We start from the raw sequence: 18,681 nt of genomic DNA on the forward strand, positions 1-18,681 counted from the left end.
CTGAAGTTACCTCCCTGGATCGTCGGGCTTTGTCTCCCCACACGGAGCAGGCGCCCGCCTTGTGTCGTTTTCTTATGGTTCCGCCAAACGCTCTTCGGCGCCTTGATCTGTATCGGAACCCGAGACCGTTTCATCTGCAACCATGAACACGTCACAGACGAGGATAAAACCCTTTTCTTAAGTCGGATACCGCGCGTCCGGCTTATGCGGCAGCGCGCGACAGCAGCACGTCCAGCGCCTCGCGGGCGTGGCCGAAGGTTTCAACCGCTTCCTCGTATGCGTCACGGGCCTCGGCATAGCGTTCCACCGCATCGGTCTGGATGCCGCCCGAGAACAGTTGCACGTGCCGGCGCTCGCAGATTTCCAGGTTGCGGTCCGCGATCAGGCGCACGGCCATGTATTCGCGCGCCGCGGCAGCCTGCACCGGCGAAAGATCGCCATAGGCCGGCACATGGCGGTCGGCGCGCCCGGCGAAATCGGGCCGCAGAAGCTCCCACATTTCCGCCCAGTCCTCACGCAGTTCGCCGTCCTCGAGATGGCGGTACCCGAACTTGGCGAGGACACTGCGGCCATTGGAAAACAGCGGGTTGGGAAGCTCGGTGATGGTGGTCGACATGACGTGGCGTCTCCGTCTTCCGGGGCATTTCTTCGCCCCATTTTGCTTGCGGTTTCTTTTGCCCCTGACGGCGCACGGCCCCGGACCCGGCCAGGGTCGCGGAGCCGTGCCGCGTGATCGGCCGCATGACTGCGCGGCCTTCATCGCGTATCCGTGCGTCAGGCGGGGACGGCCTTGTCGGCGGGCGCCTCGCCGGCCTCGTAGCCCATGCGCATGTCGTAGTCGGGCTCGACGCCCTGTGGCATCTCCAGCCCGCACTCCTTCAGCCGGCCTTCCAGCAGTTCCAGGTATTCGGCCTGAAGCTCCTCGGGCGTGCGCACCTTGATGCCCCAGTCGTAGTACTTCTGGAACATGGCGGAGGCCTTCGCGCCGCTGGACGGGCGGCCGTAAAACCCGAGGCCCACCTTCATGAACTTCTCGATCTTGGACTGGCAGATCTCGCGGGCCTTTTCGCCGCCGAACTCGATGTTGCGCTTTGTCGCCCAGACGCCGAAGGCCAGGTGGCCGTGCTCTTCCTTGTGGATGCGCACGTTCACGCGCGCCCACGGCAGGTACGAGCATTCGCGGTACTGGCCCAGAAAGGCGACGGCGGCCGGCGTGACCACGGTGGAGAACAGGCCGACGTCGTACCAGTCCTCGAACCAGGTGGACCAGTTCTCCTTGCGGAAACCGTTGATGACGTTGACCTTGGCCGGGTCAGGGTTGTCCGGGTTGGTCACCAGCTCCTGCAGGCGGGAGTCGACGTCCACGCCCAGGTCCTGCATCAGGTTCCAGACATAATAGCCGTGGCCCATCTCCTCCATGACCTTCTTGGACAGGCGATAGGCCTCTTCCGGCCGCGGCGCGAAGCGCATGTTTTCCGCCACGCGCTGGGCGCCGGCGTACTCGCTGTCGGCCTGGAAGGACATCAGGTTGAGCAGCAGGCTCTTATACTCTTCGGGTAGCTTGTCGCCCTTGTCGAAGGTCTTCCACTTCGGCATGTCGTTCGTCTCCTCCTGGACGTGCCGCCCCTGCTGGCCATTTGCGCGTCTTGTGTTTTGTTGCGCGCTTGACCCGGCGTTCAAAGTGACACAGAATTTCTCTGTGCCCATGATCGTAGTGTAACGCTTTTCAGCTTGTCAAACGGAATTCGCGACAGGATGTGCGATAGGCGAACGGCGGCCATAACCAGCGTCACGCCCGAACTTCCGGGCCTTCCCGAAGCCGCCGGCGGTCGCGCCGGGACATGACGGGAGCATTACATCTCCCGCCGCGAAGTGCGGCAATTCGTGCTATATCCGGGTCAGCGGCCGCCGGGGACGCGGCGGCCGCGCTTGACGGAGCGGCCGGCGATGCCGACCCTCTCCGCCGGGAAAGACAAGAAAAGGGGCCCCGAGGGAATGCAGAGGCAAAAGCGCATCGATGACCTGATCGCCGGGTTGCTGGACGCCATACCGATCCGCGCGAAATCGCTCATCGTCACCGTCTACGGCGATGCCGTCCTGCCGCACGGCGGCAGCGTGTGGCTCGGCAGCCTGATCAACCTGCTGGAGCCGTTCGGCCAGTCGGAGCGCATGGTGCGCACCGCCGTCTTCCGGCTGACCAAGGACGACTGGCTGGAGGCCACCCAGATCGGCCGGCGCAGCTATTACGCCGTCACCGATTCCGGCCGCGTGCGCTTCGACGCGGCGCACCGCCGCATCTACGCGGCCCCCAACATGCCGTGGAACGGCGAGTGGGTCCTGGTCCACACCAACTGCTGCGGCCTTGAGCCCGAGCCGCGCGAAAGCCTGCGCCGCGACCTCGCCTGGCAGGGCTTCGGACAGCTCGCGCCCCACATCCTGGCCCACCCGTCTCCGGACGAGGAGGCGCTGCACCTTTCCCTGCGCGAGCACAATGCCATGGAGAAGGTCGTCATCCTGCGCGCCGGCGCCGACCGCCTGACCACGCCCGGCAGCCTGAAGATGCTGGTGCGGGCCTGCTGGGACCTGGACCAGCTTCAGACGGACTACGAAGGTTTCCTGGAACGCTTCCGCCCCGTCTGGCGAGCCATGGATGACAACGGCGTGCCCGACGGTACCGCAAGCTTCATCATCCGCACGCTGCTCATCCACGACTACCGCCGCATCCTGCTGCGCGACCCCATGTTGCCGGAAGAAGTGCTGCCGCCCAACTGGCCGGGTGCGGCGGCGCGCCTTCTGTGCCGCAACATCTATCGCGCGGTGCAGGGGCCGGCGGAGAAGCACCTGATGCAGACGCTGGAGACGGCCGATGGCCCGCTGCCCGGCGCCCTGCCCTATTTCTACGACCGCTTCGGCGGCCTGATGGACGGCACGGACAGCCGCGCCTTCTCGGCCGTCATGACCTGATACCGCCCTGGCCTGCGGGGACCGGAGCGGCTGAAACACATGATCGACGGCGCAGCAAAAAGCGCCGCGAGGAACAGGGAGACGTGCCATGTCCGCATCCCCCACGCCCGACGTGCGTCCGGCGGCGAGTGTCTGCGTCGTCGGCAGCGGGCCGTCGGGCCTGTATGTCGTCGACGCGATCGCACGGAAGCGCCCCGACGCCGCCGTCGACGTCATCGACCGCCTGCCCACGCCCTTCGGCCTGGTGCGGGCAGGCGTCGCGCCCGATCACCTGGGCACCAAGAACATCGTCCGCCAGTTCGACCGCGCCCTCTCCCGCCCCGGCGTGCGGTTCCTGGGCAACGTGACCGTCGGCCGCGATGTCTCGCTGGACGAGTTGAAGGCCGCCTACGACGCCATTATCCTGGCCGTCGGCGCCCCCGTCGACCGCCCGCTTGGCGTGCCGGGCGAGGACCTGGCGGCCGTCTACGGCTCGGGCGCCTTCGTCGGCTGGTACAACGGCCATCCCGACCACGCCGCCCTCTCCCCCCGCCTGCCCGGCCCGTCCGTGGCGGTGGTGGGCAACGGCAACGTGGCGCTGGACATCGCCCGCATCCTGGCGAAGACACCCGGGGAAATGGCCGAATCCGACATCTGCGCCCATGCCGCCGAGGTCATCGAGGCCGCCCCCGTCACCGACATCCACGTCATCGGCCGGCGCGGCCCGGTTGAGGCCTCCTTCACCTCCGCAGAACTGGGCGAACTGGGTCACCTCTCCCGCGCCCGTCCGGTGGTGGACGCGGCGGTGCTGGACGGCCTGACGGCAGACTCGGAAGGCGACCCGCGCGCCCGCAAGGTAAAGGAAAGGAACCTGGAGATCCTGCGCGACTTCTCCGCCCGACCCGACGAGGGCGAGCCGGTGCGCATCCACCTCCACTTCCACGCCGCCCCGCTCGCGGTGCTGGACGACGGCACCGGCGCCGCCGGCGGCCTGCGGCTGGAGCGCACGCGGGTGGAGCTGGGGCGTGCCGTCGGCACCGGCGAGACCTTCGACCTGCCCGCGGCCACGGTCGTGACAGCCATCGGCTACCGCTGCGCCGCCGTCCCCGGCCTGCCCATGGATGAAAACCGGGGCATCGTCGCCAACGACGACGGCCGGGTTGAGCCGGGGATTTATGTGACCGGTTGGGCGCGCCGAGGGCCGTCGGGCGTCATCCCCACCAACCGCACCGACGCCATGGCCGTCGCCGGCCACGTACTGGCGGACCTGGAGGGTCTGACGTCGGAGAAACCCGGACCAGCGGCCCTGGACGCCCTGCTGGCGGAGCGCGGGGCGCGGCCGGTGTGCTACGACGACTGGAAACGCATCGACGCCGCCGAGGTGGCGCGGGCGGCGGAGGGGCGGCCAAGGGAGAAGTTCATCCGGGTGGACGAGATGTTGGCGGCGCTGGACGCTGGATGAGGGCTTCGGCTGGCGCCGGTCGTTCCGCCGCGCGCCGCGCGACACCGCTTTTCCGTGAGGGGCGGCGGGCCGTCACACTCCCGTTTTCTTTTGCCAGATCAATGCCATCGGGCTAGGAACCCTCAACGGTTCAAGTCCGATGGAGGAGACAATGGCTCGGAGTGTCAGTAGAATATTGATCGCGTGCCTGTGCACGGTGACGGCAGCGGCCTGCGCCCAACGGGCGGGCGATGCACCGTCAGTTCCAGACCTTTCGATTTCTTCCGCTCTGGAAACCGGGCACCAGCCGCTAGCGGCCGAATTCCGGCCCGGTCATGCGGCCACTTTCCAGAATAAGGCCGACCCTGCCACGGCACACCGGGCTCAGCTTCAGGCGTCATATCCGGAGGATCGGGGTAACGCCTCCCTTAACCGGACACTCATGGAAGCGCTGACCGGCACGACCCTTGTTCTGCGCAGCGGCTCTTCCACCGAAACCCTCTTCCTTTCGCCCGACGGCCGCGCGGGCGTGGTAGCCGAGGGTCGTGACTGGAAACAGATGGGAGCAGCCGAACAATGGTACGTGAACGCGGACAATGACCTGTGCATTCGCGACCGTTACATGGTCCACCTCAAGAAACTTGAAGGCGGCACCCCGCGCACTTTCCACCAGGGCGGCTGGTGCCTGGAGATCGCCGAAATCAGCGACGGCGCCATCTTCATCGCCTGGGGCGGCCGCATCTATTACCGCGGAAAGGCTTTCGAGGGCGACACCCTGAACATGGCCGCGCGCGAGGAAGAACTGACACGCTACTACAACTACTGGGACACCAACTAGACGCGTGAAGCGGGAGGGGCCCATGTCGGGCCCCTCCCGCATTCACCGCAGCCGTCAGCGCGCCGCCATGATCGACCTCAGTCCCCTATCCCATACGGCGCCGGGGCCTCGCTGACCAATTTGCTGTACATCCCCCGCACTTCCGCCCGCGCGCCTGGGCCGAAGATGGGGTCGTCGTTGTCGCGGAAGGCGGCGTCGATGGGCGCCCAGTCCTCGGGCGTCAGGCAGCGCTGAGCCATGGGCATGACGATGCCCTCTTCCTTTTGCATGTGCTTCATCTGGAAGCGCAGGTATTGCTGCACCTGATCCTCGAACGCCGCCTTGGCCTCGGCGGTGCCTTCGGTATCCCAGCGGTCGAGCGCGGTCTTCAAGGTCGTCAGGCTGACCGGGCAGTTGTCGTGCTCGGCCTCGAGTTCCTCGAGGATCGCCTCGGCGGCCGGGTCGCGGGCGCGCAGGGCCTTGAAGAGGAACAAGTCCTCCTTGGGGTGGTGGTAGCGGTCGGTGAAGGTCTCGATGTATTCGATGATGTGGCGCAGGAAGGCCCTGTCCGGCTCCTTCTGGTCACGCACCATCTGCTCCATCAGGTGGACGACCCGGAACAGGTTGCGGTGTTCCTGCTTGATGATCCGAAGCGCTTCACTCATGACCCCTTCCTCCCGCACGGCGGCGACGACGGCGCCATGCGTGTCAGTTTTTTGTCGTTTGATGTAAAGACCGTATCACGACACGGCGCCCTTCGCCAGTGCCGCGATCACGTGTCCGCGTCGGGCTGCGCTTCTGGCGCGGCGGCCTTGAAGGCCTCCAGATCACGGCAGTGCGCGTCGATGCGCACCAGCGTCGGGAAGAGCTCCAGGCCCACGTTGAAGCGCCGGGCGTTGTACATCTGCGGCACCAGGCACAGGTCGGCCAGCGTCGGCGTGAAGCCGTGGACACAATCGCCTGTGTCGGGATGTCCTGCCACCATGGCCTCCAGCGCCGTCAGCCCCTGCACCGTCCAATGGCGGTACCACTCAAGCTTGGTGTCCTCCGACAGCCCCAGATGGCCGGTGAGGTGCTTGAGGACCCGCAGGTTCGTCAGCGGATGGATTTCGCAGGAGATCGCCAGCGCGAACGCCCGCACCCGCGCCCGGCCGGCGGCATCCGTCGGCAGGAGCGGCGGGTGGGGGTGGACCTCGTCCAGGTACTCGCAGATGGCCAGCGACTGGGTCAGCGCGCGGCCATCATCCTCCACCAGGGTCGGCACGCCGGCCTGGGGGTTGAGCGCGGTGTAGGCGGGCTGCTTATGCTCGCCGCCGTCGCGCACCAAATGAACAGGCACCTGCTCGGCGCTCAGGCCCTTGAGGTTGAGCGCGATGCGCACCCGGTAGCTGGTGGACGACCGCCAGTAGGTGTAGAGCCGCATGGCGTCACGCTCCCTGATACTTCACGACCTGCTGGTCGATGGCGCCGAAGATGGAGGCGCCGGCCTCGTCCAGCATCTCGATGCGGATGCGGTCTCCGAAGCGCATGAAGGATGTGGTCGGCTTGCCGTCGCGGATGGTCTCGATCATGCGGACTTCCGCGATGCAGGAATAGCCGACGCCGCCCTCGGCAATGCTCGTCCCGTGCTCGGTCCCCTGCTTGTTGGACACCGTGCCCGAACCGACGATGGCGCCGGCCCCCAATGGCCGGGTCCTGGCAGCATGGGCGACAAGGCGCGGGAAGTTGAAGGTCATGTCCGTGCCGGCGTCGGGCTTGCCGAAGGGCTCGCCGTTCAAATGAGACATCAGCGGCCGATGGGCCTTGCCGTCGTGCCAGGCGTCGCCCAGTTCGTCGGGCGTCACGGCGACCGGCGAGAAGGCGCTGGACGGCTTGGACTGGAAAAAGCCGAAGCCCTTCGCCAACTCGCCGGGAATGAGCCCGCGCAAGGACACATCGTTGACCAGCATCACCAGCCGGATGGCGCCGGCGGCCTGTTCGGGTGATGCGCCCATGGGCACGTCGCCGGTGACGACGGCCACCTCGCCCTCGAAGTCGATGCCCCAGGCTTCATCGGCCATGGCGATGTCCTCGCGCGGGCCGAGGAAGGCGTCGGACCCGCCCTGGTACATGAGCGGGTCCTCCCAGAAGCTGTCGGGCATCTCGGCCCCGCGCGCCTTGCGCACCAGCTCCACATGGTTGACGTAGGCCGACCCATCGGCCCACTGGTAGGCGCGCGGCAGGGGGCTTTCGCACATCGTTTCATCGAAGGGCTCCGCGCCCACGGCGGTGCCGGCGTTCAGATGGTCAAACGCCTGCTGGAGACGGGGCGCGAGGATGTCCCAGTCATCCAATGCTGCCTGCATGGTAGTGGCGATGTCGGGCACCGCGACGCAGGTCTTCAAGTCACGCGAAACGACCATGAGGCGCCCGTCGCGGCCGTGTCTGAGACTGGCGAGCTTCATCAGTTCTTCCCGGAATCAATAAGTCGCAAAAACTGGAGGGTTGGGGGGATGGCAATCCCCCGAATTGTGTCCCCTACTCCGCCGCTTCCTTCGTCTGCCAGGAGCGATAATACTCCGTCCATTCCACGCCATCGGGAAGGTCGGCCGGGCGGAGCATGTCGCGGGTGTCGATCATCACCGCCACCTCGTCGGTCTCCTTGCGCGAATACTCCATGGCCGTCTCATAGGCCTTGGGGTGCGGACCGTGGGGGAAGCCGATGGGGTGGTAGGTGGTCATGCCGGGCCGGATGTTGTCGCGGCTGAAGAACTGGCCCTTGTGGTAGAAGATGAACTCGTCGAAATCGACGTTGGCATGGAAATAGGGCAGCTTCAGCGCGCCCGGATCGCTCTCGATGGGGCGCGGCGCGAAGGTGCAGATGATGACCCGCCCGGCCAGGAAGGTGGTGTGCGCCGACGGCGGCACATGGTAGCGCGCGCTCATCAGCGGGCGGATGTCGCGCCAGTTCAGCTTCACCGGCGCCATGTCGCCGTGCCAGCCGACAGCATCCAGCGGGTTGAAGGCGTAGGTCACGCGCGACACGGTGTCCTCCCGCTTGATCTCGCACGGCGTCTCGGCCTCGGAGTACTGCGCCTTGAACGTGTCGTCGATGCGGGGCACCTCCAGCACCGCCGGATCGAAGATGGCGTGGTTGCCCATGATGCCCTTCTCGGGCAGCTTGTAGCTGTCGCCGGTGGCCTCGACCATCAGCACCATCGCCGGGGTGTCGCACTCCAGGCGCCACTGCACGCCGCGCGGCACCACGATGTAGTCGCCGTCGCGGAAGGTCATGTGGCCGTAGTCGCTGAAGAACCGGCCCTCGCCTTCATGGAAGAACAGCACGTCGTCGCCGTCGGCGTTGCGGGCGAGCGCCGGCATGTTTCCTTCCGTCCGCCACATGCGCACCTTGGTCGCGGCGTTGAACAGCACCAACTGGGCATCCCAGGGGCTGGCCTTGGGCGCGTCCACCTTGTTCAGGTCGAAGGCGCGGGGGCGCAGCGGGCCCTCCCACTTGACCCAGCCGGTGGGCGCGTGCTTGTGGTGCAGCTGCGAGGCCGGGCCGAAAAAGCCCTCGCGCCCCATTTCCTGCTCGTAGGTTCCTTCCGGCATGTCGCAGTGGGCCTGCCGGCTGGCCGTGCCTTCCACATGGGGAAAGGAAATCCAGTTCTTCATCGTGCCGCCTCTCCGTTCCTGCCCGTCCGCCTGCTCGGGCGATATCGGACAGACCGTTTCGTTCGCTCCCATTCGGCAGGCAGTGTGTTAGGGTTTGCCCGCCGTGTGGGGAACACGGTAGTTTCAAATGAAACCACTTCCAAGGAAAATCTTGGGGACCGCTTGCCCATGACCGCCGACACCGCCACGACCCGCCGGCCCGCCGAAGACGGCGAGGCGCCGCTCTATCTGGACGATTTCATCCCTTACCGGCTGTCGGTGCTGTCCAACCAGATCAGCCGGTCGGTCGCCGCGCTGTATGCGGAACGCTTCGGCCTGACGATTCCGGAATGGCGGGTGATGGCCGTGCTGGGGCTGGAAGAGGCGCAGCGCGGGCAGGTTTGCGCCAACATGGTGGCCGAGCGCACCGAGATGGACAAGGTGCAGGTCAGCCGCGCCGTCGCCCGCATGACGCAGGCAGACCTGGTCTCGCGCACCACAGACAAGGCGGACCGGCGGCGCCAGGTGCTGGGATTGACGGCCAAGGGGCGCAAGGTCTACCGCGAGATCGTTCCGGCGGCCCTGGCCTACGAGGCGGAGTTGCTGGGCACGCTGTCGGCGGCGGAACGCACGGCTCTCGACCACCTGATCGCCAAGTTGTCCCGCGCCGCCCGCGATCTGGGCCCGGCGCGCGCGGCCGACGAGCCCGAAGACGGCGGTCAGGCGTAGGCCAGCCGGATCGGCTCCTCGGCGTTGCCGGCAAAGCGCCAGACGCCCTTGCCGGCGCGCTTGGCCTCGTACATGGCGCCGTCGGCGGCATGCAGGATGTCCTCGACCGTCGTGCCGTCCCGAGGCGCCTGGGCGATGCCGATGCTCGCCCCGACCCGCACCGAGGCCGATCCGACGTCGAAGGACGGACGCAGGGCCTGGAGGATCTTGTCGGCGATGGTCGCCGCTGAATCCGGATCGGTGGCGTCATGACTGACCACCACGAATTCGTCCCCGCCCTGCCGGGCCACGGTGTCGCTGTCACGCACGCAGCCGCGCAACCGCTCGGCCACGTCCTGCAACAGCAGGTCGCCGGCCAGGTGACCGTGAGTGTCATTGACCGGCTTGAAGCCGTCGAGGTCGATGAACAGCACCGACAGCCCCCGCCCGGTGCGCGCGTGGACGCCCAGCGCCTGTTCCAGCCGGTCGACCATGAGCGCACGGTTGGGCAGCCCCGTCAGCGCGTCGTGGCTGGCAGAGTACTGAAGGGCGGCCGAAGCCTCCTTCTCCTCGGTCACGTCGCTGAAGACGCCGACGTAGTTGGTCACCACGCCGTCGGCGTCTGTAATGCGCGAGATGGTGAGACGCTGGACATAGACCTCGCCGTCGGACCGGCGGTTCCAGACATCGCCGCGCCAGTGGCCTTCGGCCTCCAGCGTTCCCCACATGTCCGCATAGAACGCGGCGTCATGGCGGCCCGAGGCCAGCAGGCTCGGCGACCGCCCCCGCACGTCCTCGAGCGGATAACCGGTGATCTGCGTGAAGGCCGGGTTGACCGTGATGATGCGGCGCTCGGCGTCGGTGATCATCATGGCCTCGGCGGTGGTTCGGAACACGGCCTGCGCCAGACGCTGCTCGCGCTCGCGCTCGCGCCGGGCGCTGATGTCGCGCACCACCGCCTGCACCGCCCGGCGTCCGTCGACGAAGACCGGCGCGGCGGACACTTCCACCGCGATGCGCGCGCCAGTGCCGTCGGACAGGCGGAAGTCGCCCAGGCCGCGCGGTCCGTCGCCCTTCCGGCTCACATGGCAAAGCGCATGGACGAGGCCCGAAGCGTCGATGCCGCTGAACACTCGGCTGGCGGCGGCTCCCGCCAATTCGCTGTTCGCGCCCACCTTGAAGAGGCGCCGCGCCACCGGATTCGCGAACATGATCTCGGCGTCCTCGGGCACCTCGGCCATCGCAATGAGCACGATGGCGTCGGGCGACATCTCGATCAGCGTGCGGAACCGTTCCTCGCTTTCACGGATGCGGCGTTCGGCGGCTTGACGTTCCACCGCGTGGCGCAGGGTGCGGACCAGCAGGGCCGGATCGGTAATGCCTTTGACCACATAGTCCTGACAGCCCGCCTGCACGGCTTGAACACCGGCCTGCGGATCATCCAGGCCGGTCATCACCACCACCGGGCAACCGGGATATTCCGCCAGCACGCGCTCGGCCGTTTCGAGGCCGCGGCTGTCCGGCAGGCCCAGGTCGGTGACGACGACGTCGAAGGCCAGTCCCGCGCTGTCGCGCGCTTCCGCGATGCTGCGGGCCCACTTGATGGCGACCGAGTCGCCGCTGTCGTTGACGAGATCCTCGAACAGGCGCGCGTCCGTCGGATTGTCCTCGATGAGTAATACGTCCAACGGCATAACCGCCCCCTTGCCACTCCCGGTGGCAGACACATCAGATATGCGCCATAAGATCATGACTGCGCAGTGGCATCAATACACCAAAGGTTATGACGCGCGGGCAAAAGACATACAAGAGGACCCCGTTGCCCCTTGCAAAGGATGGTATCGCGCTCCACCGGAAATCAATGATAGAATGGAGCAATCCAAAAGATGTGAAATATTTTGGGGGCGGACTCGGCGGTGGCCGGGTGACGCGAGGGGGAATGAACTTAGGTATAAAACTTTTCTGGACGGGCCACGCGGGCTCTTCGGGGTCCGCCGGAACGGGAAGGGCCGAAGACGATCAGCCATCACGTGTGGGACTTACGCAGCGGATCGGCCTGCACATCGGTCTTGCCGGACTCTACTTCGCGACGGCGAAACTGGGCCTTGCGATGGCATTCGTCGGCGGCAACGTGTCGGCGGTCTGGATTCCCTCCGGACTGGCCACCGCGGCGCTGGTGATCGGCGGTTTGCGGTTTGCGCCCGCCATGTGGGCCGGAGCCTTCGCCGCAACCCTTCACACCGGCGTCTCCGTTGCCGTCGCCGCTGGCATCGCAACCGGCAACACCGCCGAATACGTCCTGGCATGGGCGGTCCTGCGGACGGCCCTTTCAGGTCGGCCCGTGACCCTGGCGCGAGTGCCGGAAATCCTTGTTCTGACGGCTGCGGCCGTGCTCGCGCCTTCTGTCGCGGCGCTGGTGGGCACGGCCTCGCTGTGCCTGGGCGGAGTGGCTCCGTGGGAGGCTTTCCCAAGCATCGTGACGACCTATTGGCTCGGCGACTCTGCCGGCATCCTCATGGTCGCTCCCTTCATCATCGCGTGGACCCGCGCCGGCCGGCGCCTCCGGGGTCTGCCCGAGCTTGCACTCGCCTGCATCGTAGCGGCGGGCGCGTCGGCCGTGGTCTTCAGCGACGCGCTCATCATGAACACGGACAATCATGTCTTCGCCTATGCCGTTTTTCCGTTCATCATTTGGGGCGCGTTGCGGCATGGCGTCCGCGGCGCGGCCACGGTCGCACTTGTGGTGGCGGTGCCGGCCGTTGTGGCGACGGCGCAGGGGATCGGCCTGTTCGCCCGCCCGGACCAGACGGAAAGCCTTGTGCTGCTGCAAAGCTTCATGACGGTGACGGCGCTGACCGGGCTGATCACGGCCGCCGCCGTCTCCGAGCGTGACGAGGCGGCGCGCCAGACGCGCCTGCTGTCGCATGCGGTCGAACAGTCGGCGACGTCCGTCATGGTCACCGATCCAGACGGCCACCTCGTTTACGTCAATCCCGCCTTCACCGACCTGACCGGCTATGCGCTGGGCGACGTTGCCGGACAGACCCCCCGGTTCCTCAAGTCCGGTCACACCCGGCACGAGGAATACGAGGCCCTGTGGCGAGCCGTGAAGGCCGGCGAAACGTGGCGCGGGGAGTTTCTCAACCGCACTCGCGACGGCGGCACGGTGTGGGAGGCGGCCACCATTTCTCCGGTGCGCGAGACGGACGGGCACATTTCCCACCTGGTCGCCACGAAGGAGGACATTACCGAGCGCAAGCGGCAGGAAAACGACCTGCGGCGCGCCCTGACCCAGCACGCCCGCGCCAAGCGCGAGTTGGAGCGCATCGCCTACGCCGTCACACACACATTGCAGGAGCCCCTGCGCGCCATCGGCGGTTTCACTCAACTGCTGGAGCGCCGCTACGGCGACCGGCTGGACGAGACCGGACGCGGATACCTGGCGCATGTGCGGGCGGGCACGAACCGAATGTCGCGCCTGTTCCGCGACCTGATGGACTATGCGCTGATCGACGAACCGACGGCGCCGGACGGAGCGGTGGATCTCAACGAAACGGCGGCGACCGCCATCGTCAACTGCCGTGCCGGGGGCGCTGTATCGGTGTCCGGGCCACTGCCGGTGGTGCGCGGGCACGCGGGCCAGATGCGCATGGTCTTCCAGCACCTGATCGACAACGGCATGGCCTACGCAAAGCCCGGCGCGTCGCCCGACATCCACATTGAGGCCCGAGCCGACGGCGACGGCTGGCGCGTCACCGTCCGCGACGCCGGCATCGGCATCGATCCCGTCTTCCACGAAAAGCTGTTCGCCCTGTTCAGCCGGCTGCACACCGACGACGAGGTCGCCGGCTCCGGCGTCGGCCTCGCCTATTGCCGCCGGGTGCTGGAGCGCCAGGGCGGGCGCATCTGGCTCGACTCCGTGCCCGGCGACGGCACGTCCGTTCATCTCTGGCTGCCCGACGGCCGGACCGACCCGGAGACCACCCCGGCATGACCGCCTCGAAAGACGACCTTCCGCCGCTGATCCTGATGGTCGACGACAACCGCGCCGACGTGGAACTGACCCACGAGGCCCTGCTGGAGTTGCCCGTCGTGCCGGAGTTCCAGAGCGTCTCCGACGGCCTGGCGGCGCTGGATTACCTCCACCAGCGCGGCGCCCATGCCGGGGCCCGCCGGCCGGACCTGATCCTGCTCGACCTCAACATGCCGCGCATGGACGGCCGCGCCACGCTGGAGGCGCTGAAGACCGACGAGGCCCTGTGCGACATTCCCGTGGTGGTCCTGACGACATCTGAGAGTGAGCGCGACGTTCTGGACTGCTACCGCAAGCACTGCGCCGCCTTCCTGACCAAGCCGGTAACGGTCGAGGAACTGATCGAAAAGCTGGAAGCGGTCTGCCAGTTGTGGCTGAGCGGCGTTGCTGCCCTGCCGCGTCGCCCGGTGCGGCACTGAGGATGCGCCGCATGCGGCTTCATCGCGCGCTTTCCGTCCTTGCCTGCGCCCTTGTCGCTTTCCTCTGGCTGACCACGCAGGCCGGCGCCCAGGCCACGGAGTCCAGCGTTCTCGCAGTCAAGCGGGTGGACCTGCCGCCGCTGGAGCCGGGGCCGACCGTGCTGACGATGGCGGGCGCCAACGGCGTTCAGGAGTACGACCTGGCGAACCTGGAGGCCCTGGGTCCCCACGCCCTGGAGGCGGAACTCGTCTGGCAGGGCGAGGACGACGTCTACCACGGCGTCCTGCTGTCGGACGTCCTGGCCGATGCCGGCCTCGACGCCGTGCCGGCGGTGCGGGTACGCGCCCTGGACGGCTACTCCGCCGTGATCCCGCGTGCCGACTGGACCCGCTGGCCGATTCTGCTGGCGACCCGCCGGGGCGGCGCGCCCATGCTGGTGCGCGGCAAGGGACCGCTGCGCATCCTCTACCCGCTGACGCCCGAAACCGTTCTTGCCATGCCGCAGATGGACAGCCGGTGGGTTTGGATGGTGGACGCCATCGAGCCGGAGCCCGCCAGTCCGTGACCATGCGACGCCTGACGCCCATCGTGATGCTGGTCCTTGCAGTCCTGTCCGTGACGGCGCTGCTGGTGGGCGTCGTCACCTACGCCACCGTCGCCCTGACCGACATCGAGCGCGGCCTGCCCCGCCGGACGGAACTGCTGGCGCGGGAAATGGCGAAACTCGACCGCGAGTACCTCGACCTGGAGCGCACGGTGGCGCTGGCCGCCGCCACCGGCGCGCCCGCGCACCTGACCGATGCCGCGCTGAAAGCGGACTTTGTCCACGCGCGCATCGGCACCGTGCGAGGAATCGCCCAAGAGATGACGCCGGTGCTCAACCAGGCGGCGCTGGAGACGGTGGAGGACCGTTTGGAGGCCCTTGAGGGCCTCCTCGCACCCCTGGTGGAGCAGGCGGCCCGCACCGGCACTCCGCTTGACGGCGCGGCGCGGGCGGCCCTGGATGACGCCCACGGGGAGCTTCTCGCCGGACCGCGCCCGACGCAGGAGGCCTCCCATGCCGCCGCCGCGCGTGCCGCCGGAGCCATTGCCGTGCAGGGCGAGAACCTGGCGCATTTCCGGACCATGGCGCAGGGCGTGCTCGCATTCGGGGGGCTGAGTTTCCTTCTGGCCCTGCTGCTGTTCATCCGCGCCCGCGTTGCGGCTGCGGAACTGCGCCGCTCGCGCGAGCGCTATCGGGAACTTTTCGAGGGCAATGCCGCAGTCATGCTGCTGATCGACCCGGCGGAGGGGCTCATCGTCGAAGGCAACCATGCGGCGCTGGAGTTTTATGGCTGGAACCACGAGGACCTGTGCGGCAAACCCATCGGCGAAATCAACGCCACGCCTGCCGCCGCACTGGCCCGTGCGGTGGAGGATGCCCGCAGCGGCCGGCGTCGGCGCTTCGACTTCCGCCACCGCCGCGCCGACGGCATGATCGTTGATGTCGAGGTTCTATCCGGCCCGGTGTGCGTGGACGGGCGCGACCTTCTGCTGTCCATCATCCACGACGTCAGCGCCCGCCGCGCCGCCGAAGGCGCGCTGGCCGAGAGCCAGGCGCGGCACCGCATGGTCATCGACGCGACGACGCAGGGATTCTGGTACGTGGCGCCCGGCAGCGCCGAGACCATCGACGTCAACGACAGCCTGTGCGCCATGCTGGGCTACCCGCGCGACGAAATGCTGGGGCGCCCGCTGTTCGACTTCGTTGCGCCCGAGGACGAGGCCTTCCTGCGCGAGCGGGTCGCCACCGCCCCCCACACCCGCCACCGCACTTACGAGGTGCGGCTGCACCGCGCCGGCGGCGGGACGATCCTCACGCGCTTCAATGCGACATCGTTGTACGAGGACGGATCGGGCGCCCTGCGCGGGTCATTCGCCTTCATCGAGGACATCACCGTCCACCGCGCCATCGAGCGGCGGCTGGAGGACAGCGAGACCATGCTGCGGTCGATGACCGCCAACGTGCCGGGCGTGATCTATCAGTGGGTCGAGGGGCCGGGCGAGGCGCGCGGCTTCCGCTATGTCAGTCCACGCTCGAAGGAAATCCTCGGCATCCCGCACAAGGACCTGGAAGAAGACTGGACCCGCTTCGTCATCCATCCCGAGGACGCGGCGCGCTGGGAGCGGTCGGTGCTGGAGGCCCTGGCCTTCGGCTCCGACTGGACCTTCGAGGGCCGCATGATCCGCCCCGACGGGCGCCTGCTTTGGTGGCGCGGCATTGCCCGTCCCACGAAAAGCGCCGAGGGCGGCACGCTGTTCAACGGCATCATCCTCGACATCACCCGGCAGAAGGCGCTGGAAGAGCAGTTGGAAGAGAACCGGCGGCTGCTCAACCTGGCGCTGGAGGCGGGCCGCATCGGCGTCTGGGACCTGGACCTGGAAACCGACAAGGTCTGGTTCTCCGAGGGCTGGAAACGCCAGTTGGGCTACCTGCCCGACGAGTTCGAGAACACGATGGACGCATGGCGTCGCGTCATCGACCCCGAAGACGCCGAGGTCGCCCTGCAAGCGGTAAAGAACTACGTTAGCGGCCTGATCCCGCAGTTCGACCTGGTTCAGCGCTTTCGCCACAAGAACGGCTCCACCGTCCATATCCGCACGCGCGCCAAGGCGGTCTTCAACGCCCAGGGGCGCGCCGTGCGCCTGATCGGCGCGCACGTCGACCTGACGAAGGAAATCCTCACGCGCGAGAAGCTGGAACGCCAGACCCTGCACAACCAGTTGATCCTCGACAGCACGGCCGAAGGACTCTACGGCGTCGATCCGAACGGTCGGGTGACCTTCGTCAACCGCGCCTGCCGACGCCTGCTCGGCTTCGAGGAGCAGGATCTGATCGGCGCCGACGCCCACGCCACGACCCATCACAGCCGGGCCGACGGCACGCCTTACCCGCTTGAAGATTGCCCGGTCGTGCAGTCCATGCAGGACCGGACCCGTCACGAACTGGTGGAAGAGGTGCTTTGGCGCGCCGACGGCTCGGCCCTGCCCGTCGAACTGTCGGCCGCCCCCATGGTTCACGAGGGCGAACTGGTCGGCGCCATCGTCAGCTTCCGCGACGTCAGCGATCGCCTGCTCTGGCGCAAGGAACTGCAACGCTCCAACGAGGAGTTGGAGCAGTTCGCCTATGCCGCCTCCCACGATTTGCAGGAGCCCCTGCGCGGGGTCACCAGCTATCTGAGCCTGCTCAAGCGCCGTCACGGCCCGCACATGAACGAGGGCGCCCTGCATTATGTGGAGGAAGCCTTGGGCGGCGCGCTCCGCATGACCGGCATGATCCGCGACCTGCTGACCTACTCCCGCGTCTCGACACGGGGCGAGACGCTGCGGCCGGTGGATGCCGGTGCCTGCGCGCGGGCGGCGCTGGACAACCTGTCCATCGCCATCGCCGAGGCGTCCGCGGAGGTGAGCGTCGACGGCCGGCTGCCCTGGGTGATGGCCGACGCCGCACAGTTGACCAGCCTGTTCCAGAACCTGCTGGGCAATGCGGTAAAGTACCGGGCGGCCGACCGCCGCCCCGTCATCCGATTGGGGGCGGAGGCGCGAGCGGGGGACCCGGCCCGCTGGACCTTCTTCGTCGCCGACAACGGCATCGGCATGGACCCGGTCTACAAGGAGCGCATCTTCCAGCCCTTCCAGCGCCTGCACACCCACGACACCTATGGCGGCACGGGCATCGGCCTTGCCGTCTGCCGCAAGGTGGTGGAGCGTCATGGCGGCGGGCTGACGGTCGAGACGGCGCCGGACGAGGGATCGACCTTCCGCTTCGACCTGGCCGCGGCAGAGCCTCCGCCCGCCGCCGACGCCGGCGCGCCGCAGGGCCAACCGGACCCGGAACCGGCGGGCGTTTGATGGCGGCTGCGGCGGACCCCATGCTAAGGGAGACCATGACCACCCCACCCACCGCCTGAAGGACACGCCGCCATGCCCCCCGACTTCGCCCGTCCCGACCCGGAGGACCTGGCCGATGCCGCCGCCGAGGTGGTGGACTGCATGCGCGTCCTGGGCAAGAGCGGCAGCAACATCGTGCTGGAAGCGCTGGGCGGCCACGACTTCGTGGAACTGGAGCACTACCCGCCGGGCGACGTGCGCGACCCGCAAACCCACAGCCAGTTCTACTTCCATGCCCATCCCGCTTCTCCGACGCGGGAGGCGGACTTCGGCCACTTCCACACCTTCCTTCGGCCCGGAGCCCTGCCCGCCGACGCCGCGCTGGCCGATCTGCCGGGCAACCCGGTGGACAGGGACCCGACGGCGGTGACGGCGCATCTTGTCGCCATCAGCATGGACCGCTATGGCCGGCCGACGGCGCTTTTCACCACCAACCGGTGGGTCACCGACGAAACGGTCTATCCGGCCGACGTCTTGATCCCAGCCCTGCCAGCGTTTGAAATGGACGTCGCCCATCCGTCCTGGCCGCTGAACCGCTGGATAACGGCCATGATGACGCTCTACCGGTCGGAGATCGCGGCCCTTCTGCGCCAGCGTGACGAGGCTCTGGCCCGCCATGGATCAGGCGACGCCGGAGCCGATGTGCTGAACGACCGGGCGCTGGAGGTCACCTCGCGTCAACCCATTGACCTGGAAGCGAAACTGGTCGAGGTGCGCCACCTCGCCGGTTTAACATAGTATTTTTGTATATCGCGG

General features: G+C 67.6%; 16 protein-coding genes. 9 read left to right on the forward strand and 7 right to left on the reverse strand.

Annotation, left to right across the window (positions count from 1 at the left end; genetic code table 11):
• Nucleotides 1–202 precede the first annotated feature (202 nt).
• Nucleotides 203–616 (reverse strand): hypothetical protein, encoded by a 414-nt coding sequence (locus LG334_RS12340; protein WP_404378507.1) that lies wholly within the window; start codon nucleotides 614–616, stop codon nucleotides 203–205.
• Between the two features lie 158 nt (nucleotides 617–774).
• Nucleotides 775–1,596, reverse strand: coding sequence for a Phenylacetic acid catabolic protein (locus LG334_RS12345; RefSeq protein ID WP_404378509.1), 822 nt, complete (start codon nucleotides 1,594–1,596; stop codon nucleotides 775–777).
• Nucleotides 1,597–1,995: 399 nt separating this feature from the next.
• Here LG334_RS12345 and paaX point away from each other — a divergent pair, with 399 nt between their 5' ends.
• The 3 genes from paaX to LG334_RS12360 all read left to right on the forward strand — a co-directional run bounded on the left by paaX (nucleotide 1,996) and on the right by LG334_RS12360 (nucleotide 5,222).
• Nucleotides 1,996–2,964, forward strand: a complete 969-nt coding sequence (gene paaX, locus LG334_RS12350; RefSeq protein WP_404378511.1) for a phenylacetic acid degradation operon negative regulatory protein PaaX — start codon at nucleotides 1,996–1,998, stop codon at nucleotides 2,962–2,964.
• A gap of 88 nt (nucleotides 2,965–3,052) precedes the next feature.
• Complete coding sequence (locus LG334_RS12355) at nucleotides 3,053–4,405, forward strand: FAD-dependent oxidoreductase (RefSeq protein WP_404378512.1); 1,353 nt, start codon at nucleotides 3,053–3,055, stop codon at nucleotides 4,403–4,405.
• A gap of 421 nt (nucleotides 4,406–4,826) precedes the next feature.
• Nucleotides 4,827–5,222, forward strand: a complete 396-nt coding sequence (locus LG334_RS12360; RefSeq protein WP_404378513.1) for a hypothetical protein — start codon at nucleotides 4,827–4,829, stop codon at nucleotides 5,220–5,222.
• A 77-nt stretch (nucleotides 5,223–5,299) separates the two neighbouring features.
• On the opposite strand, the gene LG334_RS12365 is transcribed toward LG334_RS12360, so the two are convergent.
• The 4 genes from LG334_RS12365 to LG334_RS12380 form a co-directional block, all read right to left on the reverse strand.
• Nucleotides 5,300–5,866 (reverse strand): hemerythrin domain-containing protein, encoded by a 567-nt coding sequence (locus LG334_RS12365; RefSeq protein WP_404378514.1) that lies wholly within the window; start codon nucleotides 5,864–5,866, stop codon nucleotides 5,300–5,302.
• Nucleotides 5,867–5,973: 107 nt separating this feature from the next.
• Nucleotides 5,974–6,624 (reverse strand): maleylacetoacetate isomerase, encoded by a 651-nt coding sequence (gene maiA / locus LG334_RS12370; RefSeq protein ID WP_404378515.1) that lies wholly within the window; start codon nucleotides 6,622–6,624, stop codon nucleotides 5,974–5,976.
• 4 nt (nucleotides 6,625–6,628) lie between these two features.
• Nucleotides 6,629–7,645: a fumarylacetoacetate hydrolase family protein gene (locus LG334_RS12375; protein ID WP_404378517.1), complete on the reverse strand. Its 1,017-nt coding sequence runs from the start codon at nucleotides 7,643–7,645 to the stop codon at nucleotides 6,629–6,631.
• 73 nt (nucleotides 7,646–7,718) lie between these two features.
• Complete coding sequence (locus LG334_RS12380) at nucleotides 7,719–8,855, reverse strand: homogentisate 1,2-dioxygenase (RefSeq protein WP_404378519.1); 1,137 nt, start codon at nucleotides 8,853–8,855, stop codon at nucleotides 7,719–7,721.
• 168 nt (nucleotides 8,856–9,023) lie between these two features.
• Between LG334_RS12380 and LG334_RS12385 the strand changes: the two genes are divergently transcribed.
• Nucleotides 9,024–9,563: a MarR family winged helix-turn-helix transcriptional regulator gene (locus LG334_RS12385; protein WP_404378521.1), complete on the forward strand. Its 540-nt coding sequence runs from the start codon at nucleotides 9,024–9,026 to the stop codon at nucleotides 9,561–9,563.
• On the opposite strand, the gene LG334_RS12390 is transcribed toward LG334_RS12385, so the two are convergent.
• Nucleotides 9,554–11,230 carry a diguanylate cyclase domain-containing protein gene (locus tag LG334_RS12390; protein WP_404378523.1) on the reverse strand — a complete coding sequence of 559 codons (1,677 nt, stop codon included), beginning with the start codon at nucleotides 11,228–11,230 and terminating at the stop codon, nucleotides 9,554–9,556. The genes LG334_RS12385 and LG334_RS12390 overlap by 10 nt on opposite strands.
• A 344-nt stretch (nucleotides 11,231–11,574) precedes the next feature.
• Here LG334_RS12390 and LG334_RS12395 point away from each other — a divergent pair, with 344 nt between their 5' ends.
• The 5 genes from LG334_RS12395 (at nucleotide 11,575) to LG334_RS12415 (ending at nucleotide 18,663) form a co-directional block, all read left to right on the forward strand.
• On the forward strand, nucleotides 11,575–13,536 hold the full coding sequence (locus tag LG334_RS12395) for an MASE1 domain-containing protein (RefSeq protein ID WP_404378525.1): 1,962 nt from the start codon (nucleotides 11,575–11,577) through the stop codon (nucleotides 13,534–13,536).
• Nucleotides 13,533–13,994 (forward strand): response regulator, encoded by a 462-nt coding sequence (locus LG334_RS12400; protein WP_404378526.1) that lies wholly within the window; start codon nucleotides 13,533–13,535, stop codon nucleotides 13,992–13,994. Before LG334_RS12395 ends, LG334_RS12400 begins: the two co-directional genes overlap by 4 nt.
• An 11-nt stretch (nucleotides 13,995–14,005) precedes the next feature.
• Nucleotides 14,006–14,560 (forward strand): hypothetical protein, encoded by a 555-nt coding sequence (locus tag LG334_RS12405; protein ID WP_404378528.1) that lies wholly within the window; start codon nucleotides 14,006–14,008, stop codon nucleotides 14,558–14,560.
• 2 nt (nucleotides 14,561–14,562) lie between these two features.
• On the forward strand, nucleotides 14,563–17,886 hold the full coding sequence (locus LG334_RS12410) for a PAS domain S-box protein (RefSeq protein ID WP_404386374.1): 3,324 nt from the start codon (nucleotides 14,563–14,565) through the stop codon (nucleotides 17,884–17,886).
• A gap of 72 nt (nucleotides 17,887–17,958) precedes the next feature.
• Nucleotides 17,959–18,663, forward strand: coding sequence for a DUF6969 family protein (locus LG334_RS12415; protein WP_404378530.1), 705 nt, complete (start codon nucleotides 17,959–17,961; stop codon nucleotides 18,661–18,663).
• The last annotated feature ends 18 nt before the right edge of the window (nucleotides 18,664–18,681 follow it).

It is taken from the genome of Caenispirillum salinarum (assembly GCF_044803115.1).
Lineage (GTDB): Bacteria > Pseudomonadota > Alphaproteobacteria > Rhodospirillales > Rhodospirillaceae > Caenispirillum > Caenispirillum salinarum_A.

Coding starts and splice junctions, on each gene's coding strand:
- maiA (WP_404378515.1), bottom strand. CDS start 6,624: ATGCGGCTCTACACCTACTGGCGGTCGTCCACCAGCTACCGGGTGCGC.
- LG334_RS12380 (WP_404378519.1), bottom strand. CDS start 8,855: ATGAAGAACTGGATTTCCTTTCCCCATGTGGAAGGCACGGCCAGCCGG.
- LG334_RS12410 (WP_404386374.1), top strand. CDS start 14,563: ATGCGACGCCTGACGCCCATCGTGATGCTGGTCCTTGCAGTCCTGTCC.
- LG334_RS12340 (WP_404378507.1), bottom strand. CDS start 616: ATGTCGACCACCATCACCGAGCTTCCCAACCCGCTGTTTTCCAATGGC.
- LG334_RS12375 (WP_404378517.1), bottom strand. CDS start 7,645: ATGAAGCTCGCCAGTCTCAGACACGGCCGCGACGGGCGCCTCATGGTC.
- LG334_RS12355 (WP_404378512.1), top strand. CDS start 3,053: ATGTCCGCATCCCCCACGCCCGACGTGCGTCCGGCGGCGAGTGTCTGC.
- LG334_RS12400 (WP_404378526.1), top strand. CDS start 13,533: ATGACCGCCTCGAAAGACGACCTTCCGCCGCTGATCCTGATGGTCGAC.
- LG334_RS12345 (WP_404378509.1), bottom strand. CDS start 1,596: ATGCCGAAGTGGAAGACCTTCGACAAGGGCGACAAGCTACCCGAAGAG.
- paaX (WP_404378511.1), top strand. CDS start 1,996: ATGCAGAGGCAAAAGCGCATCGATGACCTGATCGCCGGGTTGCTGGAC.
- LG334_RS12405 (WP_404378528.1), top strand. CDS start 14,006: ATGCGGCTTCATCGCGCGCTTTCCGTCCTTGCCTGCGCCCTTGTCGCT.
- LG334_RS12385 (WP_404378521.1), top strand. CDS start 9,024: ATGACCGCCGACACCGCCACGACCCGCCGGCCCGCCGAAGACGGCGAG.
- LG334_RS12365 (WP_404378514.1), bottom strand. CDS start 5,866: ATGAGTGAAGCGCTTCGGATCATCAAGCAGGAACACCGCAACCTGTTC.
- LG334_RS12360 (WP_404378513.1), top strand. CDS start 4,827: ATGGAAGCGCTGACCGGCACGACCCTTGTTCTGCGCAGCGGCTCTTCC.
- LG334_RS12415 (WP_404378530.1), top strand. CDS start 17,959: ATGCCCCCCGACTTCGCCCGTCCCGACCCGGAGGACCTGGCCGATGCC.